Source organism: Dyella sp. SYSU CM1112, assembly GCF_058216415.1.
Genome location: NZ_JBZEGI010000001.1, coordinates 262,917 through 280,948, shown reverse-complemented (window position 1 = coordinate 280,948; position 18,032 = coordinate 262,917). Strand labels below are relative to the sequence as shown.

General features: G+C 57.8%; 19 protein-coding genes. 6 read left to right on the top strand and 13 right to left on the bottom strand.

Annotation, left to right across the window (positions count from 1 at the left end):
* Positions 1–447: 447 nt before the first annotated feature.
* From AC4HNJ_RS01460 to AC4HNJ_RS01435, 6 genes are all read right to left on the bottom strand, one after another.
* Positions 448–1,851 (bottom strand): nitrilase-related carbon-nitrogen hydrolase, encoded by a 1,404-nt coding sequence (locus AC4HNJ_RS01460; RefSeq protein WP_490477744.1) that lies wholly within the window; start codon positions 1,849–1,851, stop codon positions 448–450.
* Positions 1,848–2,426, bottom strand: coding sequence for a TetR/AcrR family transcriptional regulator (locus AC4HNJ_RS01455; RefSeq protein WP_490477743.1), 579 nt, complete (start codon positions 2,424–2,426; stop codon positions 1,848–1,850). Before AC4HNJ_RS01455 ends, AC4HNJ_RS01460 begins: the two co-directional genes overlap by 4 nt.
* A gap of 472 nt (positions 2,427–2,898) precedes the next feature.
* Positions 2,899–3,321, bottom strand: coding sequence for a hypothetical protein (locus AC4HNJ_RS01450; protein WP_490477742.1), 423 nt, complete (start codon positions 3,319–3,321; stop codon positions 2,899–2,901).
* Between the two features lie 103 nt (positions 3,322–3,424).
* Positions 3,425–4,408: a zinc-dependent alcohol dehydrogenase family protein gene (locus AC4HNJ_RS01445; protein WP_490478082.1), complete on the bottom strand. Its 984-nt coding sequence runs from the start codon at positions 4,406–4,408 to the stop codon at positions 3,425–3,427.
* Between the two features lie 88 nt (positions 4,409–4,496).
* Positions 4,497–4,895: a DUF779 domain-containing protein gene (locus tag AC4HNJ_RS01440; protein ID WP_490477741.1), complete on the bottom strand. Its 399-nt coding sequence runs from the start codon at positions 4,893–4,895 to the stop codon at positions 4,497–4,499.
* Positions 4,896–4,973: 78 nt separating this feature from the next.
* On the bottom strand, positions 4,974–6,494 hold the full coding sequence (locus AC4HNJ_RS01435; protein WP_490478081.1) for an aldehyde dehydrogenase family protein: 1,521 nt from the start codon (positions 6,492–6,494) through the stop codon (positions 4,974–4,976).
* A gap of 163 nt (positions 6,495–6,657) precedes the next feature.
* On the opposite strand from AC4HNJ_RS01435, the gene adhP reads away from it, so the two are divergent.
* The gene (adhP, locus tag AC4HNJ_RS01430) at positions 6,658–7,683 is read left to right on the top strand and encodes an alcohol dehydrogenase AdhP (RefSeq protein ID WP_490477740.1); all 1,026 of its coding nucleotides are present in this window, start codon (positions 6,658–6,660) and stop codon (positions 7,681–7,683) included.
* Positions 7,684–8,160: 477 nt separating this feature from the next.
* Positions 8,161–8,544, top strand: coding sequence for a nuclear transport factor 2 family protein (locus AC4HNJ_RS01425; protein ID WP_490477739.1), 384 nt, complete (start codon positions 8,161–8,163; stop codon positions 8,542–8,544).
* Between the two features lie 40 nt (positions 8,545–8,584).
* Here the strand turns inward: AC4HNJ_RS01425 and AC4HNJ_RS01420 are convergent, their stop codons facing one another.
* The 5 genes from AC4HNJ_RS01420 to AC4HNJ_RS01400 all read right to left on the bottom strand — a co-directional run bounded on the left by AC4HNJ_RS01420 (position 8,585) and on the right by AC4HNJ_RS01400 (position 12,720).
* The gene (locus AC4HNJ_RS01420) at positions 8,585–9,019 is read right to left on the bottom strand and encodes a MarR family winged helix-turn-helix transcriptional regulator (RefSeq protein ID WP_490478080.1); all 435 of its coding nucleotides are present in this window, start codon (positions 9,017–9,019) and stop codon (positions 8,585–8,587) included.
* The gene (locus AC4HNJ_RS01415) at positions 9,019–10,461 is read right to left on the bottom strand and encodes an MFS transporter (protein WP_490477738.1); all 1,443 of its coding nucleotides are present in this window, start codon (positions 10,459–10,461) and stop codon (positions 9,019–9,021) included. Before AC4HNJ_RS01415 ends, AC4HNJ_RS01420 begins: the two co-directional genes overlap by 1 nt.
* Before the next feature lie 54 nt (positions 10,462–10,515).
* Positions 10,516–10,884: a YciI family protein gene (locus AC4HNJ_RS01410; RefSeq protein ID WP_490477737.1), complete on the bottom strand. Its 369-nt coding sequence runs from the start codon at positions 10,882–10,884 to the stop codon at positions 10,516–10,518.
* 975 nt (positions 10,885–11,859) lie between these two features.
* Positions 11,860–12,105 carry a hypothetical protein gene (locus tag AC4HNJ_RS01405; protein ID WP_490477736.1) on the bottom strand — a complete coding sequence of 82 codons (246 nt, stop codon included), beginning with the start codon at positions 12,103–12,105 and terminating at the stop codon, positions 11,860–11,862.
* A gap of 162 nt (positions 12,106–12,267) precedes the next feature.
* The gene (locus AC4HNJ_RS01400; protein WP_490477735.1) at positions 12,268–12,720 is read right to left on the bottom strand and encodes a fasciclin domain-containing protein; all 453 of its coding nucleotides are present in this window, start codon (positions 12,718–12,720) and stop codon (positions 12,268–12,270) included.
* Positions 12,721–13,110: 390 nt separating this feature from the next.
* On the opposite strand from AC4HNJ_RS01400, the gene AC4HNJ_RS01395 reads away from it, so the two are divergent.
* On the top strand, positions 13,111–13,332 hold the full coding sequence (locus AC4HNJ_RS01395) for a TonB-dependent receptor (protein ID WP_490477734.1): 222 nt from the start codon (positions 13,111–13,113) through the stop codon (positions 13,330–13,332).
* A 71-nt stretch (positions 13,333–13,403) separates the two neighbouring features.
* Here the strand turns inward: AC4HNJ_RS01395 and AC4HNJ_RS01390 are convergent, their stop codons facing one another.
* A complete protein-coding gene (locus tag AC4HNJ_RS01390) occupies positions 13,404–14,012 on the bottom strand; it encodes an NADPH-dependent F420 reductase (protein WP_490477733.1) in 609 nt (202 codons plus the stop codon).
* An 83-nt stretch (positions 14,013–14,095) separates the two neighbouring features.
* Positions 14,096–14,845: an SDR family NAD(P)-dependent oxidoreductase gene (locus AC4HNJ_RS01385; RefSeq protein WP_490477732.1), complete on the bottom strand. Its 750-nt coding sequence runs from the start codon at positions 14,843–14,845 to the stop codon at positions 14,096–14,098.
* A 192-nt stretch (positions 14,846–15,037) separates the two neighbouring features.
* Here AC4HNJ_RS01385 and AC4HNJ_RS01380 point away from each other — a divergent pair, with 192 nt between their 5' ends.
* The 3 genes from AC4HNJ_RS01380 to AC4HNJ_RS01370 all read left to right on the top strand — a co-directional run bounded on the left by AC4HNJ_RS01380 (position 15,038) and on the right by AC4HNJ_RS01370 (position 17,939).
* On the top strand, positions 15,038–15,910 hold the full coding sequence (locus tag AC4HNJ_RS01380; protein WP_490477731.1) for a LysR family transcriptional regulator: 873 nt from the start codon (positions 15,038–15,040) through the stop codon (positions 15,908–15,910).
* 378 nt (positions 15,911–16,288) lie between these two features.
* Positions 16,289–16,996 carry a YceI family protein gene (locus AC4HNJ_RS01375; protein ID WP_490477730.1) on the top strand — a complete coding sequence of 236 codons (708 nt, stop codon included), beginning with the start codon at positions 16,289–16,291 and terminating at the stop codon, positions 16,994–16,996.
* Between the two features lie 226 nt (positions 16,997–17,222).
* On the top strand, positions 17,223–17,939 hold the full coding sequence (locus AC4HNJ_RS01370) for a glutathione S-transferase family protein (RefSeq protein WP_490478079.1): 717 nt from the start codon (positions 17,223–17,225) through the stop codon (positions 17,937–17,939).
* Positions 17,940–18,032 lie beyond the last annotated feature (93 nt).

The window sequence follows — 18,032 nt, the reverse complement described above, 5'->3', positions numbered from 1 at the left end:
ATGTCGGAGAGCATAGTAGTGTGGAGTTCACACTAGGTCATGGGTGGGAAGTCATGGGTTACGGCAATGATGTGTGTGGGCATGACACCAATGTATGTGCCGCCTGTACAAACATTGGTGTCAGTAGGCATGTACATACATTGGCGTCAGCCGGCTCAGTTAACCCAGAGATTTGGCGACAAATAAGCTGCCAGTGCTGATGCGGATTCCGATCAGCTTGAACATCAATTTCGTACATAAGGACTCTTAACTGCGCACACTTTGCTTTCCAAAAGCGCACACACCTTGGTGCCACGCCCATGTGTTCGCGCTCGCTGAAAACCGACCACCTCTACACGTCGAATACCGACCACCCTGCGAGTACTTGCTGGGCCATAAATCCCGCAGACCAAGTTGGAATTTCCTGGTCAATCGTCAGTGCGCAGGCCGCGCCTTTCTGGTCAATTTTCAACGCTCGGCAACAGAGCGGCGCTTCGCAGTCGCCTCCAACCCTGCGCCAAGCGCGAGAGCGAAGATCCCGCAGAGCCACGGGAAGGCGTTGCCGATCCGCGTATAGAGCGTTGGCCCGGGTCCCAGCGGCAGGTCAGCGACGATCATAGTCAGGCCCGTAGGCGCATCCTTCTTGAGGGCGACCAGACGCCCTTGCGCGTCGCTGGCGAACACCAAGCCGTCATGAGCAGCCCGCACGATCGAAAATCCGCCTTCGACGCCACGCATCACGGACATGATGCCGTGCTGCCAGCCATCGATACCCATGTCGCCCGCGGGCACGCCCATCAGGCGGACGCCCTTGGCAGCATCGGAACGAATGGTGTCGGGGAAATCCATGTCCTTGCAAATCTCCTCGGCGCGGCCATTGCCTAACCAGCCCGAGACATGACCCGGCGTGAGATCGTCCTCAAGGCCCGGCACCGGATGGCGCTTGTCATAGCGCTGAATCCTGCCATCGGGCGTGATCGCAAGCGCGAAGTCGGCGGCCGACGTCTCGGAGTGGAAACCGGCAATGATCTGCACACCCGTATCCCTGGCGGCGGCAACGAGCGGCGCAACGATCGTGCTCTGTCCGGCAGGCGTCGATGCCATGCCGCCTTCCGATGTAACCACGAACCTGGCGCCTTCCCGGGCGGCTGCACGGATCTCGCGCGCATAGGTTTCGGTCACTGCGAGATCGGCGGACACGGTCTTCGCCCGCCAGGAATCCGCTACGGCCGTCTCATCGACGATTCCCGCCACGCGCAGCACGTCGGGCTGCGGGCGCGCGAGCCGCACGACACCGAACACCACATTGGCCGCACAGATCGCCAGCCCGAGGCCGACTGCGGCCCTGCCTCGTTTGAGCCGTAGCGCCATGGCGAGGGTATTCGCAAAGAGGCAGATCAGGAACGTAACGGCGTACATCCCGAAGAGCGATGCGCTCTGGATCAGGACGGGCGCTGACATCGTGCTGTAGGCGAGCGATCCGTAGGTGCCGTTCGGGGACTGCAGTTCAATCAGGAACTCGAAGGCTGTCCAACAAGCCGGAAACGCAAGCAGCGTGAGGAACGGTGATGCCCGGTGCTGCACGAAGCGCGCAAACCATACCGCGACGCAAAACAGCCCGATATCGACCGTCAGCACCGACGTGAAGACGAGCGGTGGTATGAGGTGGAGGTAGGGGGATTGCAACATATAGCCGACGCCGCCGAGGAGCGCGATGACGCTCGCCCCGATCACTTGCCACGTGCGCGTATTGCCATAGGCGAGCCACAACAGCGGCACGGGCGCGAGCCAGATCAGGGCCCAGACGTGGTCGTATCCTTGTGCGAGATAAAACATGATGCCGCTCAACACGGCAGCCAGCAGGGTGATCATTCGTTTTTCCCGGAAGGTTTGAGGGAATCGAGGAACTGGCGCTGCGCCGCGCGGTATAACGCCTTGAACTGTTTGTCGTTCGCGAAACGTCTGGCGCGATGCATCGACACGAATCCTTGTCCGTAGGCCGCGAGCGCCATGGCGATCCCGAGCGTAGGCTCGTCGCGGAACCGACCCTCGGCCTTCGCTTGATCGATGCGAGCCATCGCGAGCGCAATCGCCGGCGAGCGACCCGCGGCGAAATCATCGGGGAACTGGCGCGCCGCAGGCGCAGGCAAGAAGAACGCCGCGTCGAACTTGTGCGGCTGCTTGAGCGCGAAATCGAGATAGGCCTCCATGAGTGCCTCCAGCCACTTCACCGGGTCTTGGGTGCGGATGCCGCGAACGATCGCCTCCCACGCGGAGATACCGTCCTGCATGAGGGCGTTGACCAACTCATCCTTGTTCTTGAAATGGCGGTACAGCGCCATCGGTGAGAGATCCGCTCGCTGAGCGACCCTACGAATGGTCAGCCCCTCGAAGCCTGCGGATTCGAGCACAGTTTTCGCGGCCGAGAGTATGCGCTCCTTGGTCATGCGTACACTGTACACAAACGAGTACTAAGTACACAAGCCAGTCTCGCAACCATAGGCCCAGGCACCCGAAGTGCTCAGGTTCATGCCACTGTTCGAAGTAACCGCAAAAGGACGCGGCGTTCGTCTCGTAGTCGCGGGGTCTTGGGGGTTTTGAGGAGGCCACGGCGAAGGCCATCCAAATGACGGAATACCGCGTATCGTGCAGTAAGGCAGCGCAAGTACATACACGGCAGGGCAATCGTTCGCCGTGACAAACGGTTCGGTGCTCTTTGGGTACAACAATGCGCTTTGACGCGCCTCTTCGATGACTGTTCCGTCACATCGATGGGGAACCGTATTCCTCACCGGACGGTTTTGCCGCTGTCTGCATCGCTGAATTCCGTGGTAACTCTCTGTCGTAAGGTAGTTGGTTTCAGACTCGCGCTTGTTTGAACTGTCTCCAATGCATTCCGAGCATTCCGTGCCACACGGATCACGATATCCAGCTGCCGCAGGGCTGCTTGCTCTGCACCCATCCTTTGGAAGTCTTCTTGAACATCGCGACACCGCCGTGACCACAGAGGCTGCCGCATACGAATGAGAACGTGAGCATTGCAGTGTCATGCGCCTCATTGAAGCTGATTGCCCCCAGCGTCATCAGGCCGTTGGCAATACCCGCGTCTACGGCTGCGCCCACCGACTGGCCTTTCGCGATGAAGCGGCCCGGGTCCACCGGCTGCCAGTGCTTGGGATCTACCAAATTGACTCTCGGAAGCGATGAAAGCGCACTGTTGAGATCCACGTCTGTGGTGCTTGTGATCCAGTGGACACTCCTTCCCGTCCCGCCACTTACACACTCGTTGTACTGCCCGATGTCCTCCGGTGTCGGGCGAACCGCTGTGTTCGCAACATTCATCGGCGCGTTGTCTTTACACATCCGGGACGATCACAACACGACATTCGCCCTTGAGCGTCTCTTTCAACACCGCAATCTTGATCGTCACGGGATCGGCGCCGGGTTATGCCTCGATAATGACTTTAAGTGCGTTGGTCGTTGCGGCATGACCAAAGGTGTCGTAGGCATCGTTTATCTTGTCGAGTTTGAATCGGTGCGTGATCAGTCGGGTGGGGTCGATTTTTTTCGACTGGACCGTCTTCAGCAGCATGGGTGTGGTCACGGTATCCACCAATCGCGTCGTGATAGCGATGTTCCGGTCCCACAAGCTTTCCAGATGCAGATCGGCCTTGCTGCCATGAACGCCAATGTTGGCGATGATGCCGCCCGGTGCAACCAGGCCCTCGCACAGTTCGAAGGTGGCCGGAATGCCCACAGCCTCGATTGCCGTATCCACACCGCGACCGCCGGTCATTTTTAAGACCTTATCCACGGTCTCGCCGTCATGGCTGTTAATCGTCGTGGTTGCACCAAAGCGCTTGGCCATGGCCAGACGATTGTCGTCCAGATCGATCATGATGATTTCGGCGGGCGAATAAAACTGCGCCGTTAGCAAGGCAGCCAATCCAATCGGTCCAGCGCCGACAATGGCAACCGTGGATCCGGGCTCGACCTTGCCATTGAGAACGCCGCACTCGAACCCGGTCGGCAGGATGTCGCTCAGCATCACCAGGGCTTCTTCATCGGCGTCCGCGGGGATGTGATAAAGACTGGTATCCGCGTAGGGAATACGAACATATTCAGCCTGCGTGCCATCGATCTTGTTACCCAAGATCCAGCCGCCCGTGGTGCAGTGCGAATACATACCTTTACGGCAGTAATCACATTTACCGCAGGATGAAATGCAGGAAATGATGACGCGGTCACCCGGATGAAACGCTGCCACCGCAGAACCCACTTTTTCGACCACGCCGACACCCTCATGGCCGAGGATGCGGCCTGGGGTGCAGGTGGGTACGTCACCCTTCAAGATGTGCAAGTCCGTACCGCATATGGTTGTCTTGACGATTTTCACGATGGCATCGCCAGGTGACACGATGTCCGGCATGGGACGATCTTCAAGAGCCTTTTTTCCCGGCCCCAGGTAAACAAACGCTTTCATGGTGAGTCTCCGCAATTCAAGGAGTGGATGCCGGTTACACGGCCTGGAATGCATCCGGTCCGGTCGATGGCGGCCCGGACGAACGCAATGCCTGGACTTCGTCATCCGTGAACAACCTGGACCGGGTAAGGAAGCGGACGCCGTCCGGCGCTTCCAACGAAAAGCTGTCGCCGCCACCCGACGTAACATCGATAATCAATTGGGAATTCGTGAAGTACTGGAACGTGGACGATCCGATGTAAAACGGATGGCCCTCGATAGCGCCGAGAAACACGTCGCCAGGACCCACGTGGAAGTCACACCGCCTGAAACACATCGGTGCCGTGCCTTCGCAGCACCCTCCCGACTGATGAAAGATCAGCGGGCCAAAGGTGTCACTCAAGTGGCGCACAAGTGCGGCGGCTTGCGTTGTTGCAATCACGCGCGGCGTCATCGGAAGCTTCCTGCATCGTGAGTTTTCAGAAGGGCATTGCCGAGTAAACCAATGCCCTTCCCGACCCATCGCTCTGGGTCAGAACAAACCGGTGGCCTTTGTGCTGTAGCTCACCAGCATGTTCTTCGTTTGCTGGTAATGATCCAGAATCATTTTGTGCGTCTCGCGGCCAAAACCAGAATGCTTGTAGCCGCCAAAGGCAGCGTGCGCCGGGTACATGTGATAGCAGTTCGTCCATACGCGGCCGGCCTGAATTTCACGCCCGACCCGATAGAGATTGTTGGCGTTGCGCGACCAGACGCCGGCACCCAAGCCATACAGCGTGTCGTTACCGATCTCGATCGCGTCGTTGAGATCCTTGAACTTGGTGACGGAAAGTACCGGGCCGAAGATCTCCTCCTGGAAAATCCGCATCTTGTTATGACCAACAAAGACGGTGGGCTTGAGGAAGAAGCCGTTATCCAGATCGCCACCCGGATAAGCACGCTCGCCACCTGTCGCAAGATGTGCACCTTCTCGCTTACCCACGTCGATGTAATTGAGAATCTTCTCAAGCTGGCCATGCGAACATTGCGGCCCCATCTGAATTGACGGATCGAGCGGGTTGCCGACCTTGATCCTTGCGACCCGCGCCACGGCCTTTTCCATGAACGTGTCGAAAATCGATTCATGCACCAACGCACGCGAGGGGCACGTGCAAACCTCACCCTTGTTGAACGCAAAGAGCGCGAAACCTTCCAGTGCCTTGTCGAGGAACTCGTCGTCCTCGTCCATAACGTCCGCGAAGAAAATATTCGGCGATTTACCGCCCAGCTCCATCGTTTGCGGGATGATTGTTTCCGCGGCGTACTGCATGATCTGCCGCCCTGTGGTCGTCTCTCCGGTAAACGAGATCTTTGCAATGCGCGGGCTGCGTGCAAGTGGCGTACCGACTTCGGAACCATGGCCAAAGACCACATTCAAGACGCCCGGGGGCAACAAATCACCAATGATATCCATCAGCACTGCAAGACTCAGCGGCGTATCCGAAGCCGGCTTGATCACCACGCAGTTACCAGCCACGAGTGCAGGCGCCAGTTTCCACGCTGCCATCAACAGCGGAAAGTTCCAGGGAATGATTTGTCCGACCACGCCCATTGGCTCACGGAAATGATAAGCCACCGTGTCGTTGTCGATTTCTGCGAGCGAACCTTCTTCGGCGCGAATGCAACCAGCGAAATAGCGAAAGTGGTCGGCTGCTAGAGGGACATCCGCATTCAAGGTCTCGCGGATCGGCTTGCCGTTATCGACCGTTTCAACGTTGGCTAGGACCTGGAGATTTTCTTCGATCCTGTCGGCGATTTTGTTCAAGATTCGCGCGCGTTCTGCCGGCGATGTTCGACGCCATCCCTCTTTCGCCTTGTGAGCCGCATCGAGGGCAAGTTCCACGTCCTCGGCACTCGAGCGCGCAATCTGCGCGAGTTCGCTCTGGTCAAGCGGACTCGTATCGGTGAAATAGCGCCCTTTTACGGGAGCTACCCATTTTCCGCCAATAAAGTTTTCGTATTGCTTGCGCAATGCCGAAGGATGGCGCTCGAAGATTTGAATCGGTTTGGTCATTGCCACATCTCCTGTCACGTTGTCTGGTCCCGCCAGCACCCGTTGCCGGGTCGCAGTGCAGGAACCATCGTGCGGCGCTACGCAGTGCTCCGTATTGATCAAAATCAATATTCGACCGGCCACCTGCTCTACCTTTTGCTCACTTGAATCGAGGACCTGTGATATGGCAAAGACCATGCGTGCCGCCGTCGTACATGCATTCGGGCAACCGCTGACGATTGATGACGTCCCTATTCCGGTTCCGGGACCAGGTGAAGTCCTCGTCAAAATCGTTTCCACGGGTGTATGCCATACCGATCTCCATGCGGCGGACGGCGATTGGCCGGTCAAGCCAACACCCTCGTTTATTCCCGGCCATGAAGGCGCTGGCTATGTAGCCGCCATCGGTCCTGGCGTGACAAATCTCAAGGAAGGCGATCCGGTAGGCATCGCATGGCTGCATGACGCGTGTGGCGGTTGCGAATACTGCATCAGCGGCTGGGAGACACTGTGCGAGTCCCAACATGACAGCGGCTATAGCGTGAATGGCACGTTCGCGGAATACGCGATTGGGTCGGCCGCCTATGTCGCACGCTTGCCGAACAATCCGGATTTTGCTGCCCTTGCGCCGATACTTTGTGCAGGCATCACCACCTACAAGGGCATCAAGGAGACCGAAGCTCGTCCTGGCGAGTGGATAGCCATTTCCGGTATCGGCGGGCTAGGACATATCGCCATTCAATATGCCAAGGCGATGGGCTTACATGTTGCGGCGCTCGATGTTACTGCCGAAAAGCTCGACTTGGCCCGCAAACTTGGTGCGGATATCGCGATCAACGCCAAAGCGCCCGACGCTGTTGAACAGGTCATCAAGCAGACGGCAGGTGGCGCGCATGGTGTCCTGGTAACCGCCGTATCGACGCCCGCATTCAATCAAGCCATTCACATGGCACGGCGCAAGGGCACGGTAAGCCTTGTAGGCCTGCCACCCGGCAACTTTGCGACGCCAATCTTTGACGTGGTACTGAAGCGCATCACCTTGCGCGGATCAATTGTCGGCACGCGCAAGGACCTGGCCGAAGCGCTGGCCTTTGCTGCGGAAGGAAAAGTGCACGCACACATCCACAAATCGTCATTGAACAACATCAATCAGGTGTTCGCAGACCTAAAAGCCGGCAACATCGATGGCCGCATCGTAATCGACCTATAAATTTTAGCCGTCTTGCTAGCGACGGCATCACGAACGATTGCGCGCTCCATATCCGACAGCTCGCCGTTCCCCGTGAAGAAGATGGACTTCATAACGACGCCTTTGTTACACGAGTTCGAGGATGGAGCCAATAAGCAGATCCGGCGTGCTCGTACTTATGTCTACGCCGTAGTTATAACCGTAACTCACCGCGGCAACGGCCATGCCTGCAGATCGTGCTGATTGAACACCGTTGATGGAACCACCCACCACTAAGCAATCCTTCGGTAAAACAGCGATTTTTCGAGCCGCCTGAAGCATATCCTGGCGTTTCCACTTGACGGGACGTCTGGGTACTGCGCGACAGGAGTTGTCTGACGCACACTGGTATACCCGCTTAGCTAAGCGCAATCTATCTACGCGGCTGCGCATGGCACGCCGCTGACTCCCTGCCACGTAAGAGTGCCGCAAGGACGCGGACTCAAAAGGAGGCCGCTGATGGAAGCGCAGAACGTACAAGCAGCCATTGATCGACATTGGGCTGCATCCGCTGCAGGTGATCAAATCGCTGAGCATGAGATCTATCACGAGCATGCCGTGTGTGAATACCCACAGTCAGGCGAGATCATTCACGGCCGTCACAACCTGCAAGCGCTTCGTAGCCATCACCCAGGCAAACCATCAGGCTTCAAGGTGCGGCGCATCGTAGGAGAAGGCAACCTCTGGGTGACCGAGTATGTGATTACCTACGAGGGCAAGACCGCTTATACCGTGAGCATCATGGAGTTCCAGGACGGAAAGGTGTTGCATGAAACACAATACTTCGCCGATCCGTTCGCCGCTCCTGCTTGGCGTGCCCAGTGGGTGGAACAAGAAACGTGATTAACGTGGTGCAACGCCATGAACCAGGAGCAGCTTCCTATCACCCGCGACTCTTGATGCGTTCCAGAATGCGGTGCAGGTGCGCAAGGTCAGTCTTGGAAAGATGCTGGAAAGCGGGTGGCGCTTCGTCGCGCGCGGCACGGCGTGCCAGTTCCACAAGTTGCCGTCCCTTTGCTGTGAGTGACACTTGTTTCGTGCGCCGGTTGTCGGGAATGGGGTGGCGTTTGACCAGGCCACGATCTTCAAGAGTATTCACGGCCACGGTCGTGGCCGGTGCATCGCTGCCGGTGGTATCCGCCAACTGCCTCAAGGTCTTCGGCTCATCGAGCAAACACCACAGTATGCGTACACGGCTGAAGGGCAGCCCAGTGGCATCTCTGACCTTCCGGCGCCACTCACCGCGGTTATCCATCACCACGCCAACCAGCAACTGCCAGGTTCGGTCGGCTTCGCTGTCATCGACGGCGCGACCCATCACGCTGTTGCTCCCGCAGGTGCTTCCTCCAACAGGTGCGCCGCATGACGGGTGGTGCCATGCGCCCAGCGCGTGGTGGACATCCACGCCAGTCCCAGCACGGCCATGCCGCCTCCTACGACCAGCCACCAGAACAAATGCGAGGCCGCGGCAAAACCGTTATGTACGCGTGCACCCAGGATGGTGCCCGCCAGCGCGACGCCGAGCGATGCACCGATCTGTCGACTGGTGGAAGCGACCGCCGCGGCGAGACCTGCCTGCGCTTTGGGCATGCCGGATACGGCTGTATGGGTAATAGGCGCATTCACCATGCCGAAGCCGATACCAAAGATCGCATACGTCAACAACAAAAGGGGAAGCGGCGTGGTGGTCGTCAGCTGGGTCATGATCAACGCACTGATGACGGTGGCAGTACCGGATGCCAGCAACGAGGGACGTGTACCGTACCTGCCGATCATTCGCCCGGACAACGGCGAGCAAAGGATTGTCGCCAACGCAAGCGGCAAAGTGCACAAACCCGTATGGAAGGCTGACAGGCCGCGCACTTCCTGCAAGTACAACGCATTGAGGAATAGGAAGCCGGAAAACGCAGAGAAGCTGCATACCGCGATCAAGGTTGCGCTGCTGAAAGGCGCGCTGCGAAAGAACCGCACATCGATCAACGGTTCGTGGCGCCGAGGTTCGTAGACAAGCAGCGCGACCAGCGCAAGGCCGGCAGCGGCGAACAGACCGATGATGGTTGTCGAGCCCCACCCGGCATTGTGGCCTTCGATCACCGCATAAGTCACCATCGCCAGGATGCCGAACACCAACAGTTGTCCGATCAGATCAAGGCGCCGCGGATGCGCTGCTCTGGATTCGGGAATGTAGCGCGCGGCCAGCAGCATTGCCGCGGCACCAAGCGGCAGGTTCACCCAGAAAATGGAACGCCAGCCGATACTCTCGGTAAGCGCGCCACCGATCACCGGACCCAACGCCATCGCGACACCGGCCACCGCTCCCCAGACGCCAATGGCGCGTGCGCGTGCCTTGGGTTCGTGGAACGTGTTGGCAATGATCGACATGGCGACAGGATTGAGCATCGTCGCCCCCAGCGCCTGCACGATGCGGAACGCCACCAGACTATGGATATTTGGGGCAACGCTGCACAGCAACGAGCCCAGCATAAACAGCGCCATGCCCATCTGGAACACGCGACGGCGCCCGAAGCGGTCGGCCATCGACCCAGCCAGCATCAGCAGGCTGGCCACCACCATGGTGTACGCATCGATCACCCACTGCAGCCCGGATATCGACGCGGCGAGATCGTGCCGGATCGAAGGCAGCGCGACGTTGACGATGGTGGCGTCCATCGCCACCATCAACAGGCTGAGGCAGCAAATACCGAGAATAAGGTTTGGATGGGCCTGCGGTCGCCCACGATCGACAATAGTTGTATTCATACAACTATTGTGGTTTGACAATGATCTCGCCGTCAATCGGCGATTACCCGACCCTCATTGCAAATCCGCTATCACGCCAAACGGCCGAATCTCGATCTCGCTTGGTCCCGGCATGGGATTGGGGCAGCGCTTCACCCAGGCGACGGCTTCATCCATATCCTTGACGTCCCAGATCCAGAAACCAGCGACCAGTTCGCGAGTCTCGGTGAATGGCCCGTCGATCACGGCGCGTGCAGGGCCATCGAACGCAATACGCTTGGCTTTCGAGGTGGGCGCAAGGCCCTCGGCCATGAGCAGCACACCGGCATCGCGCAACTCATCGTTGAATTTACCCATCGCATCCAACATCCCGGCGATCCATTCCGGCGGAGTCGTCTCCTTCTCGCTATCCTCAGTTGCCTTCACCAACACCATCACACGCATGGCCTGTCTCCTTGTTTAAACCAGAATCATCATCTGGTATCGAAGCGACGAACGGGGTTTTCGGAAATCGACATCATCCTGCAACTTTCCCGACGATTGATGCATCGGGCGCGAGCCCGGCTTTGCCCCGAGTACAGCCCGAGTTTCAAAGGCCACGCTAAAAATGACCAGCGCGTAACGAGCGGGAGCCAAGTGCATACCATCTTCCAAGGTATCCCAAGATAGAAGCGGCGCCCATAGGCCCTCAGCCACCGACATCCACGCAAAGCGTGTAAAGCTGTACCCCGGACAACGACAAGGTCGAACATAGGGATAGATAGCCGTCTATGCCAACCCTATTCCGCGATGCTGGCTCGGCTGCTGGCAGCGCTCGCGCCAGGAGCCCATACCGGGATGCTTATGCGCTTTTTTTTGCGTCGCCATGCAACAGTGTTGCCACTGCTTGGGATGCTCATACCGATGACGGTCGGTTTAGTGGCGCCGGGATATTCGTCAATTCAACAGCACATGGGCGAATGGGAACTACACTCGGTAATAGTCCAAGCTTCATTCCTGCCCCCGGTCATCCGATGCAATAGGAAGAGGAAGTCTGGGTGGATAAACGTCTGCGCGTGAAGCGGACCTTGGGCCATTACACTCAACTAACAGTCAACGGCGCACATTGATCGCACAGGCGATGAATCGTTCGTCCGTCCGAAAACCCCGGCGTGCGGTTGAGTGAGCTGCCATGACTATTTCAACCAGCTACTCGCTTCGTACAGCATCACGGATTGCCACATGGTGCGGTTACGTCACGGGCATGTTCCAACGATCCGAAATACGAATGCCGATCGCAAACCCCTTCCCTACGCCCCGCAGACAGGTGCTGCTGATGGCGCAAGACTTGAAACGACGTGGAGAGCGCATCCGCATGCTTGAATTGCTGCAAGCGATCAAGAACAGCGACGGCGGCGCTTCAAGACAGCAACGATAGGTTTACCGAATCGTATCCAGTACATATCGGATGCTCATCTCTTCCGCAGATTGGTAAATGAACTGCCGCAGGACAACCACAAATTGCCGCGATTTTCCATTGACCGACACTTGTACCAGATCACCTTGGCTCGGCACAGGAAAACCCTCTCTATAAGGGCTCATGCCGATCTGAATGTTCGGCTCTGCTCCCAGTGAATGGAGCGCTTCATCGGTAAAGGTGAAATGGTTCTGAAGGTAAGCGGGCATACAGCAATCCTTGATGACCACGGGTCAAAAGCAACCCCATTCATCGGATAAGAAACCCGTCTCCCCATCGACGGCACGAGCTTAGATGCGCGGAAAATTCATCGGCGTCGGCGTTGGCATCGATGCGGCGGGAGCACTACACCCGCCGCGACCGCCTGTCGCTTAGTGCTTGGTTGGCATAATGACCGTGTCGATGGCATGGATGAAGCCGTTGCTCGACGCGATATCCCGCTGAGTGATGTGGGCACCGCCTATGCTGAGTGCTTCGCCATCCTTCTTTACGGCCGCTGTTTGGCCTTGCATCATCTTTGGCTCGGTCAATTTTGCGACGTCCACAGCCGACGCCCGGCCGGGTAGCACGTGATACTTCAATACAGCGATCAGCTCCGCCTTGTTCTCTGGCTTCAGCCAGTTTTCCAGCATGCCCTTGGGAAGCTTTTCAAACGCCGAATCCGTCGGCGCAAAGAACGTGTAAGGACCGGAACCCTTTAAAACCCTGGCCAGATCGGCCGCTTCAAGTGCCTTGCTCAACGTACGGAAGGAACCATTTGCCGCTGCCGTGTCGACAATGTTCTTGGAAGAAGTTTGCGAGGTATTGCTGTCATGAGTAGACATGAGTTCGCCTTGAGTGATGATCCGCGTGGCGGATTTTGAGCGGACGAAGCCGCAGCCCCGAATAAATATCGGAGAACTACTCAGTGGGCGTTAGGGGATAGGACCGCGCGGCTGAGACGCCTGCCAAGGAGAAGGTTTACTTTCCCGGCGCCTGAGCAGCATGCGCCTACACTTGTTAGCTGCAGGTAATTTCGCGAAATGCATTTCAAGCAAGTTACAAGCATCGCACTTTTGATCGATGGCCGCGCTTCTTGAAGGCCATCCTCACATCTGGATCTTGGCTCGATCCAGCACGTTTCACGCACCCCAATCCTGGGTCGCTCACGACTGCCGTTTTTGGCGCTCGCAAAGGACTATGCTGGGCTGTCACCTATATCAAAGGCAGCCGCCATGGCGACCGTTTCAGGCAAGACAAAAAATGGATTTACGTACGAAGGCGACTACGAACGCATAAGTGCCGACCGCGTCACCTGGACCGCTACCTACCGGCGCAGCGGTCATTTCCATGGCATGCGACACGGGCGTGTCAATGAGCTTACGGGCGTGTCCGTGGCGGAGGTTGACGATGCTGTGAAAGACGACATTGAATCGACCTGGACCGATCCTGGCTGATACGCGGCTTCAACATGCCGTTTGTGCATGGCGACGCAGGTATTTCCCATTGAGTGCCTGCTTGAGCGCATTCAATCGAACTTGGCCAAGTCCTGGAAAATAAGCTGGCCCCACACGTGCCCGCGTGCTTGCACCAGCAATCCACCCTCGGCGATCTTTCCCAGTTCGACCGGCGCGAAGCCGAGCCGGTCTACCAGAGCCGACACGGAGGCACTGGCTGCCTGGTCATCACTGGAGACGAAGACAACCCGCCGACCTCCCTGAGGCGTCTTGGGTCCTTGCGCCAGAGTGGCCGCCGGCAAATGGTTGAATGCCTTCACCAAGGTGGCGCCCGGCATCGTCTTTGCGATGGCAGCAGTCGAGGGTAATCCGCCCAGTTCTTCCGGAGGAACGCCGAACGCATTCGTTGCGTCGATCACAATCTTTCCTCGCCAGCTTTCAGCAGCCCGCGCGACATCCGGGTGGGCCGCGAAAGGGACGGCCAGAATGATGACGTCGGCGTTGACCGCTTCCTCCATGCGCCGAGGGATGAGCGATATACCGATCTGCGTAGCGAGCGCGTCGAGCGGTCTCCGCCCTGTCACGATAACGTCAATGCCTGCGTTGGCAAACGCATGTGCAATGGCTGTACCGATCTTGCCAAGCCCGATGATGGCATAGCTCATGGAATACTCCTTCAATGATTGTCAGGAACAAGCGTGCTGCTTCCGCAGACGCAGGCATCCGCATGTTCCGGTGAATAGAGGATGGCGGCCCGCAGGCCTCAGACTTGGCCGACGCCGCCGTCGTGCATCAGGTCGGCACCCGTCATATAGGAACTTTGCTCGGACGCGAGAAAGAGCGCCGCGCTGGCCATCTCCTCCGCCTGAGCGAGCCGGCCGATCGGGATCATGCTCAGATACATGTTCACCAGACCCTCGCGCTCTTCGGGAGTAGTCACCTGAGAATCCAGCATCGGAGTGTCGGTGACGCCAGGGCTGAGCGTGTTGACACGAATACCGCGATCCTTGAATTCCGCCGCCCAGGTGCGCGCATAGGAACGCAGCGCCGCCTTGGTGGCCGCGTAGGTGGTATGGCCGGGAATACCCATCACGTGCATGGCCGACGAGACCAGAACGATCGACCCACCCCGTGTCATCAGCGGCAACAACTTCTGCACCAGAAAAACCGGGCTGCGCGCGTTGAGGTTGAAGGTTTTGTCGAAATGCTCTGGCGTGAGGGTGTCGATCGAAGCCTGCTCCACCAAGGCCGCGTTCGACACAACAATGTCGACGACGCCCTGCTGGCTTTTTACTGCTGCCGCGACGCGATCAAGGTCGTCGAGATGGGTGGCATCCGCCTGGATCGCCGTGACGTTACGCCCGATCAGTTTGACGGCAGCATCGAGCGGTGCCTGCCGACGGCCAAAGATAAAGACGTGTGCGCCTTCAGCAACAAAGCGCTGGGCGATCGCTAAGCCGATACCGGTCGTGCCGCCGCTAATGACGGCAACCTTGCCTGCGAGAGTGGACATGAGAACCTTCTGCATCGTCGTGAATGAGGCGACGATCGTAATTACCACCCACGAAAATGATAATGAGGGCATTCTTCATAAGACCTATTCGATGAGAGAATGGGCTCAAAGGACGGCCTGGAATGAACCAGGTCAAGCAGCGCGCACGTCCTTGCACAAGCCGGGAGGAATGCGATGGATCGGTTTCACGAATTGAATGCCTTCATCGCGGTCGTTGAAGCAGGCGGTTTTTCCGCCGCCGCGCGGAGAACCGGCGAATCACAGTCCGCCATCAGCAAGGCCATCGGCTCGCTGGAGAAACGTCTCGGCGTAGCGCTGTTCAACCGAAGCACGCGCAGCGTGACGCTGACGGATCAGGGGCAGCGCTACTACGATCGAACAAAGCCGCTGGTTGACGAAATGGACGAAGCCGACAGCGACATGACGAGCAGCACGCTTGATGTCTCCGGTCTCATCCGGATCGCCGCCCCTTCTACGTTCGGCCGGCTCCACATTCTTCCGCTTATACCCGAGCTGCTATCGCAGTACCCCGGTCTTCAGCTTGATCTGGTGCTTTCAGACTTTGCGCGAGACATGGTGGAAGACCGGATCGATCTGACGATTCGGGTCGGCCCCGTCAACGAACCTGACGCGGTCGTCAAGCGCGTAGCCAGTACCTCTCTCGTATGTGTCGGGTCTCGACAGTACTTCGAGCAACATGGCATACCCAAGACACCCGCCGAGCTGATTGATCACAATTGCCTGGTATATGGCGGCATGACGGGGTCGGCAAATTGGCCATTTGTCGGACCGGAAGGTCGATTCAACGTGCCCGTCCGCGGCAATCTTTCGTCCAATAGCGTCGAGACGATCCGTGCAGCGGTGTTGGCCGGCGTCGGCATCGGCCTGTTCACCAAAGCCTCGCTGTCCGGAGAGCTCCATCATCCGGATGTCATCACGATTCTCGACGACTTTATAAGCGACGCAAGAGACATCAACCTCGTCTGGCCAAAACGTCGGTTGATACCAACACGCGTGCGTCACGCAACTGACTTCTTTATCGCAGCCCTGCGACAACGGGTGTAGACAACGGCAACCTCATCCCATCACGCGCTATCGTCAACGGGTGCAAGGTGATCTCATGGCTCATGTCCACGGCAGATTCCGGTCCGGCCTGAACACGGCGCGGGGGCTGATCCGGAGCTGGCAATGCGTTGCCAGTTGCCGAGCGGGCATTGCTGGCACTCTGACCATGCTGAATTATTGGAGGCGCCGGCGACCTGCACAATAGGCAACGCTAGTGTCGATTTATCCATCCGTCGTTCGTTGCATGAGTGGAAGCGTGCGCGGTTAAGGCGCACGCCGCACAAGACCGAAAGGAGTACAAGCTGCGAACATCGTCGACACCCGTCCACATGAGCAGCCCCAATCGGAATACTTCACTTTGATAGGGAATAACTTGTCATGAACAACACAGCCCGAACAGCTCTTCGGTCGTTTGCTGTCAGCGCGGTTGCCATCCTACTTGGTATGTACTGCGCTACGTCCAGCGCCTTGGATGCATCCGCGTCACTTGCAGCATCCTCTATGACCGCGCCGCCCGCCGGCAAGTACCACATCGATAAATCGCATGCGAGCCTTCTACTTCGCGTAAACCATATGGGATTCTCGACTTACACCACGCGATTCAGCCATTTCGATGCGACATTGACGTTTGACCCGGGCAACATACCTGCATCCAAGCTCGTGGCCATCATCCAAGCAGCTTCGCTGGAAATGGATGCAGCACCGAAAATGTGTACGGGTATCGTGAAGGGACCTCAGCTGCTCGATACGGCAAAATTTCCAAAGATCATTTTTCGCTCCGAAAAAATTCGAATGACTGGAGACAAGTCGTTTGAGATCTTGGGTAACTTGAATCTGCACGGTGTCACTCGCCCATTGACGCTAACCGCCACTTACAACGGTGGATATCCAGGAATACCTGACATGGACCCGCATGCGCGTATCGGATTTTCTGCGCATGGATCCTTCAAACGCTCGGATTTCGGCATGGGATTTGGCGTACCTGCGCCGGGCACAACGATGGGTGTGGGCGACTTGATTGACGTGACAATTGAAGCCGAATTCATTGGGCCGCCGCTGGCGGAAGCGGCCGGTAAATCACACTGACATCGGTTATAAGAGGCGTGACCAGGCCCGGTTTCGGCGCCCATGGCGGACATTCGCTCTCTTGACCTGACCGGAGAAGGTCATGAGTGAAAAGGAAGCCGCAGAGACTGTCGCAAACCAAGCAGCCGGTCTTGGCCGAGTGGTGCTTTAGCTAGAGGGGGGACGATCTGCGGTTGGCCAGCAGGGTTAATCTCCATCACGGGAACGCCCACAAATCTCTTCCGTGATGTCGATTTTCGAAGTGACCGTTCGTCTTTCCGAAATAGGGTCGATAGACCGAATCAAAGAAGGGCTACAAACCATGATAACCGTCTTTGGCGAAGGAAGAGGGTTTAGGGTCGTCTGGCTGCTGGAGGAGATGGGGCTCGAGTACCGGCTAAGGCCGGTGGATCTTTTGGCGGGCGTCGAAAAAGATCCGGAGTTCCTGGCTATCAATCCCGCCGGTTTCATTCCGGCGATTCAGGATGGCGAGGTCACGATGGTCGAGTCCATTGCGATCATGGAATATCTGATAGCTCGCCATGGGCCGACATCACTTGCACCCGATGCGCTCGATCCTGCCTTCCCCGCCTATCAACAATTCCTCCACCTCGGCGAAGCCGGTCTCGCCGCCTCTATCTATTTTGTCGTTGGCGCACGCCATTTTGCGCCAGAGTCCGAACGGCAGAACTGGAGCGCCGGCCAAGCGCTAAGCGTTTTTGAAAGTCGTCTCACGCTGGTCACGCGGCAGCTTGCACGTACGCCTTATCTCGCTGGCAATGCGTTTACCGCAGCCGACATTTCGGTGACCTACGCGTTGGAACTGGCTCAAACAAGCGGAGGCGTTGTCCTCGGCGAGGTAGAGCAGTCTTATATGGCTCGTACCCGCGCGCGCGAAGGCTACAAACGCGCCATGGAACGATGTCCGTCGAGGAAGGCCTGGTTAGCTAAGAACCGCCCATAATGGCATCAGCTTCACTTAATCAAACGCATCAACGTGCTGTACGCTTCCGCCCCGAGCCCGACATTTTTGAATGATGGCAAGATTACTCAGCCA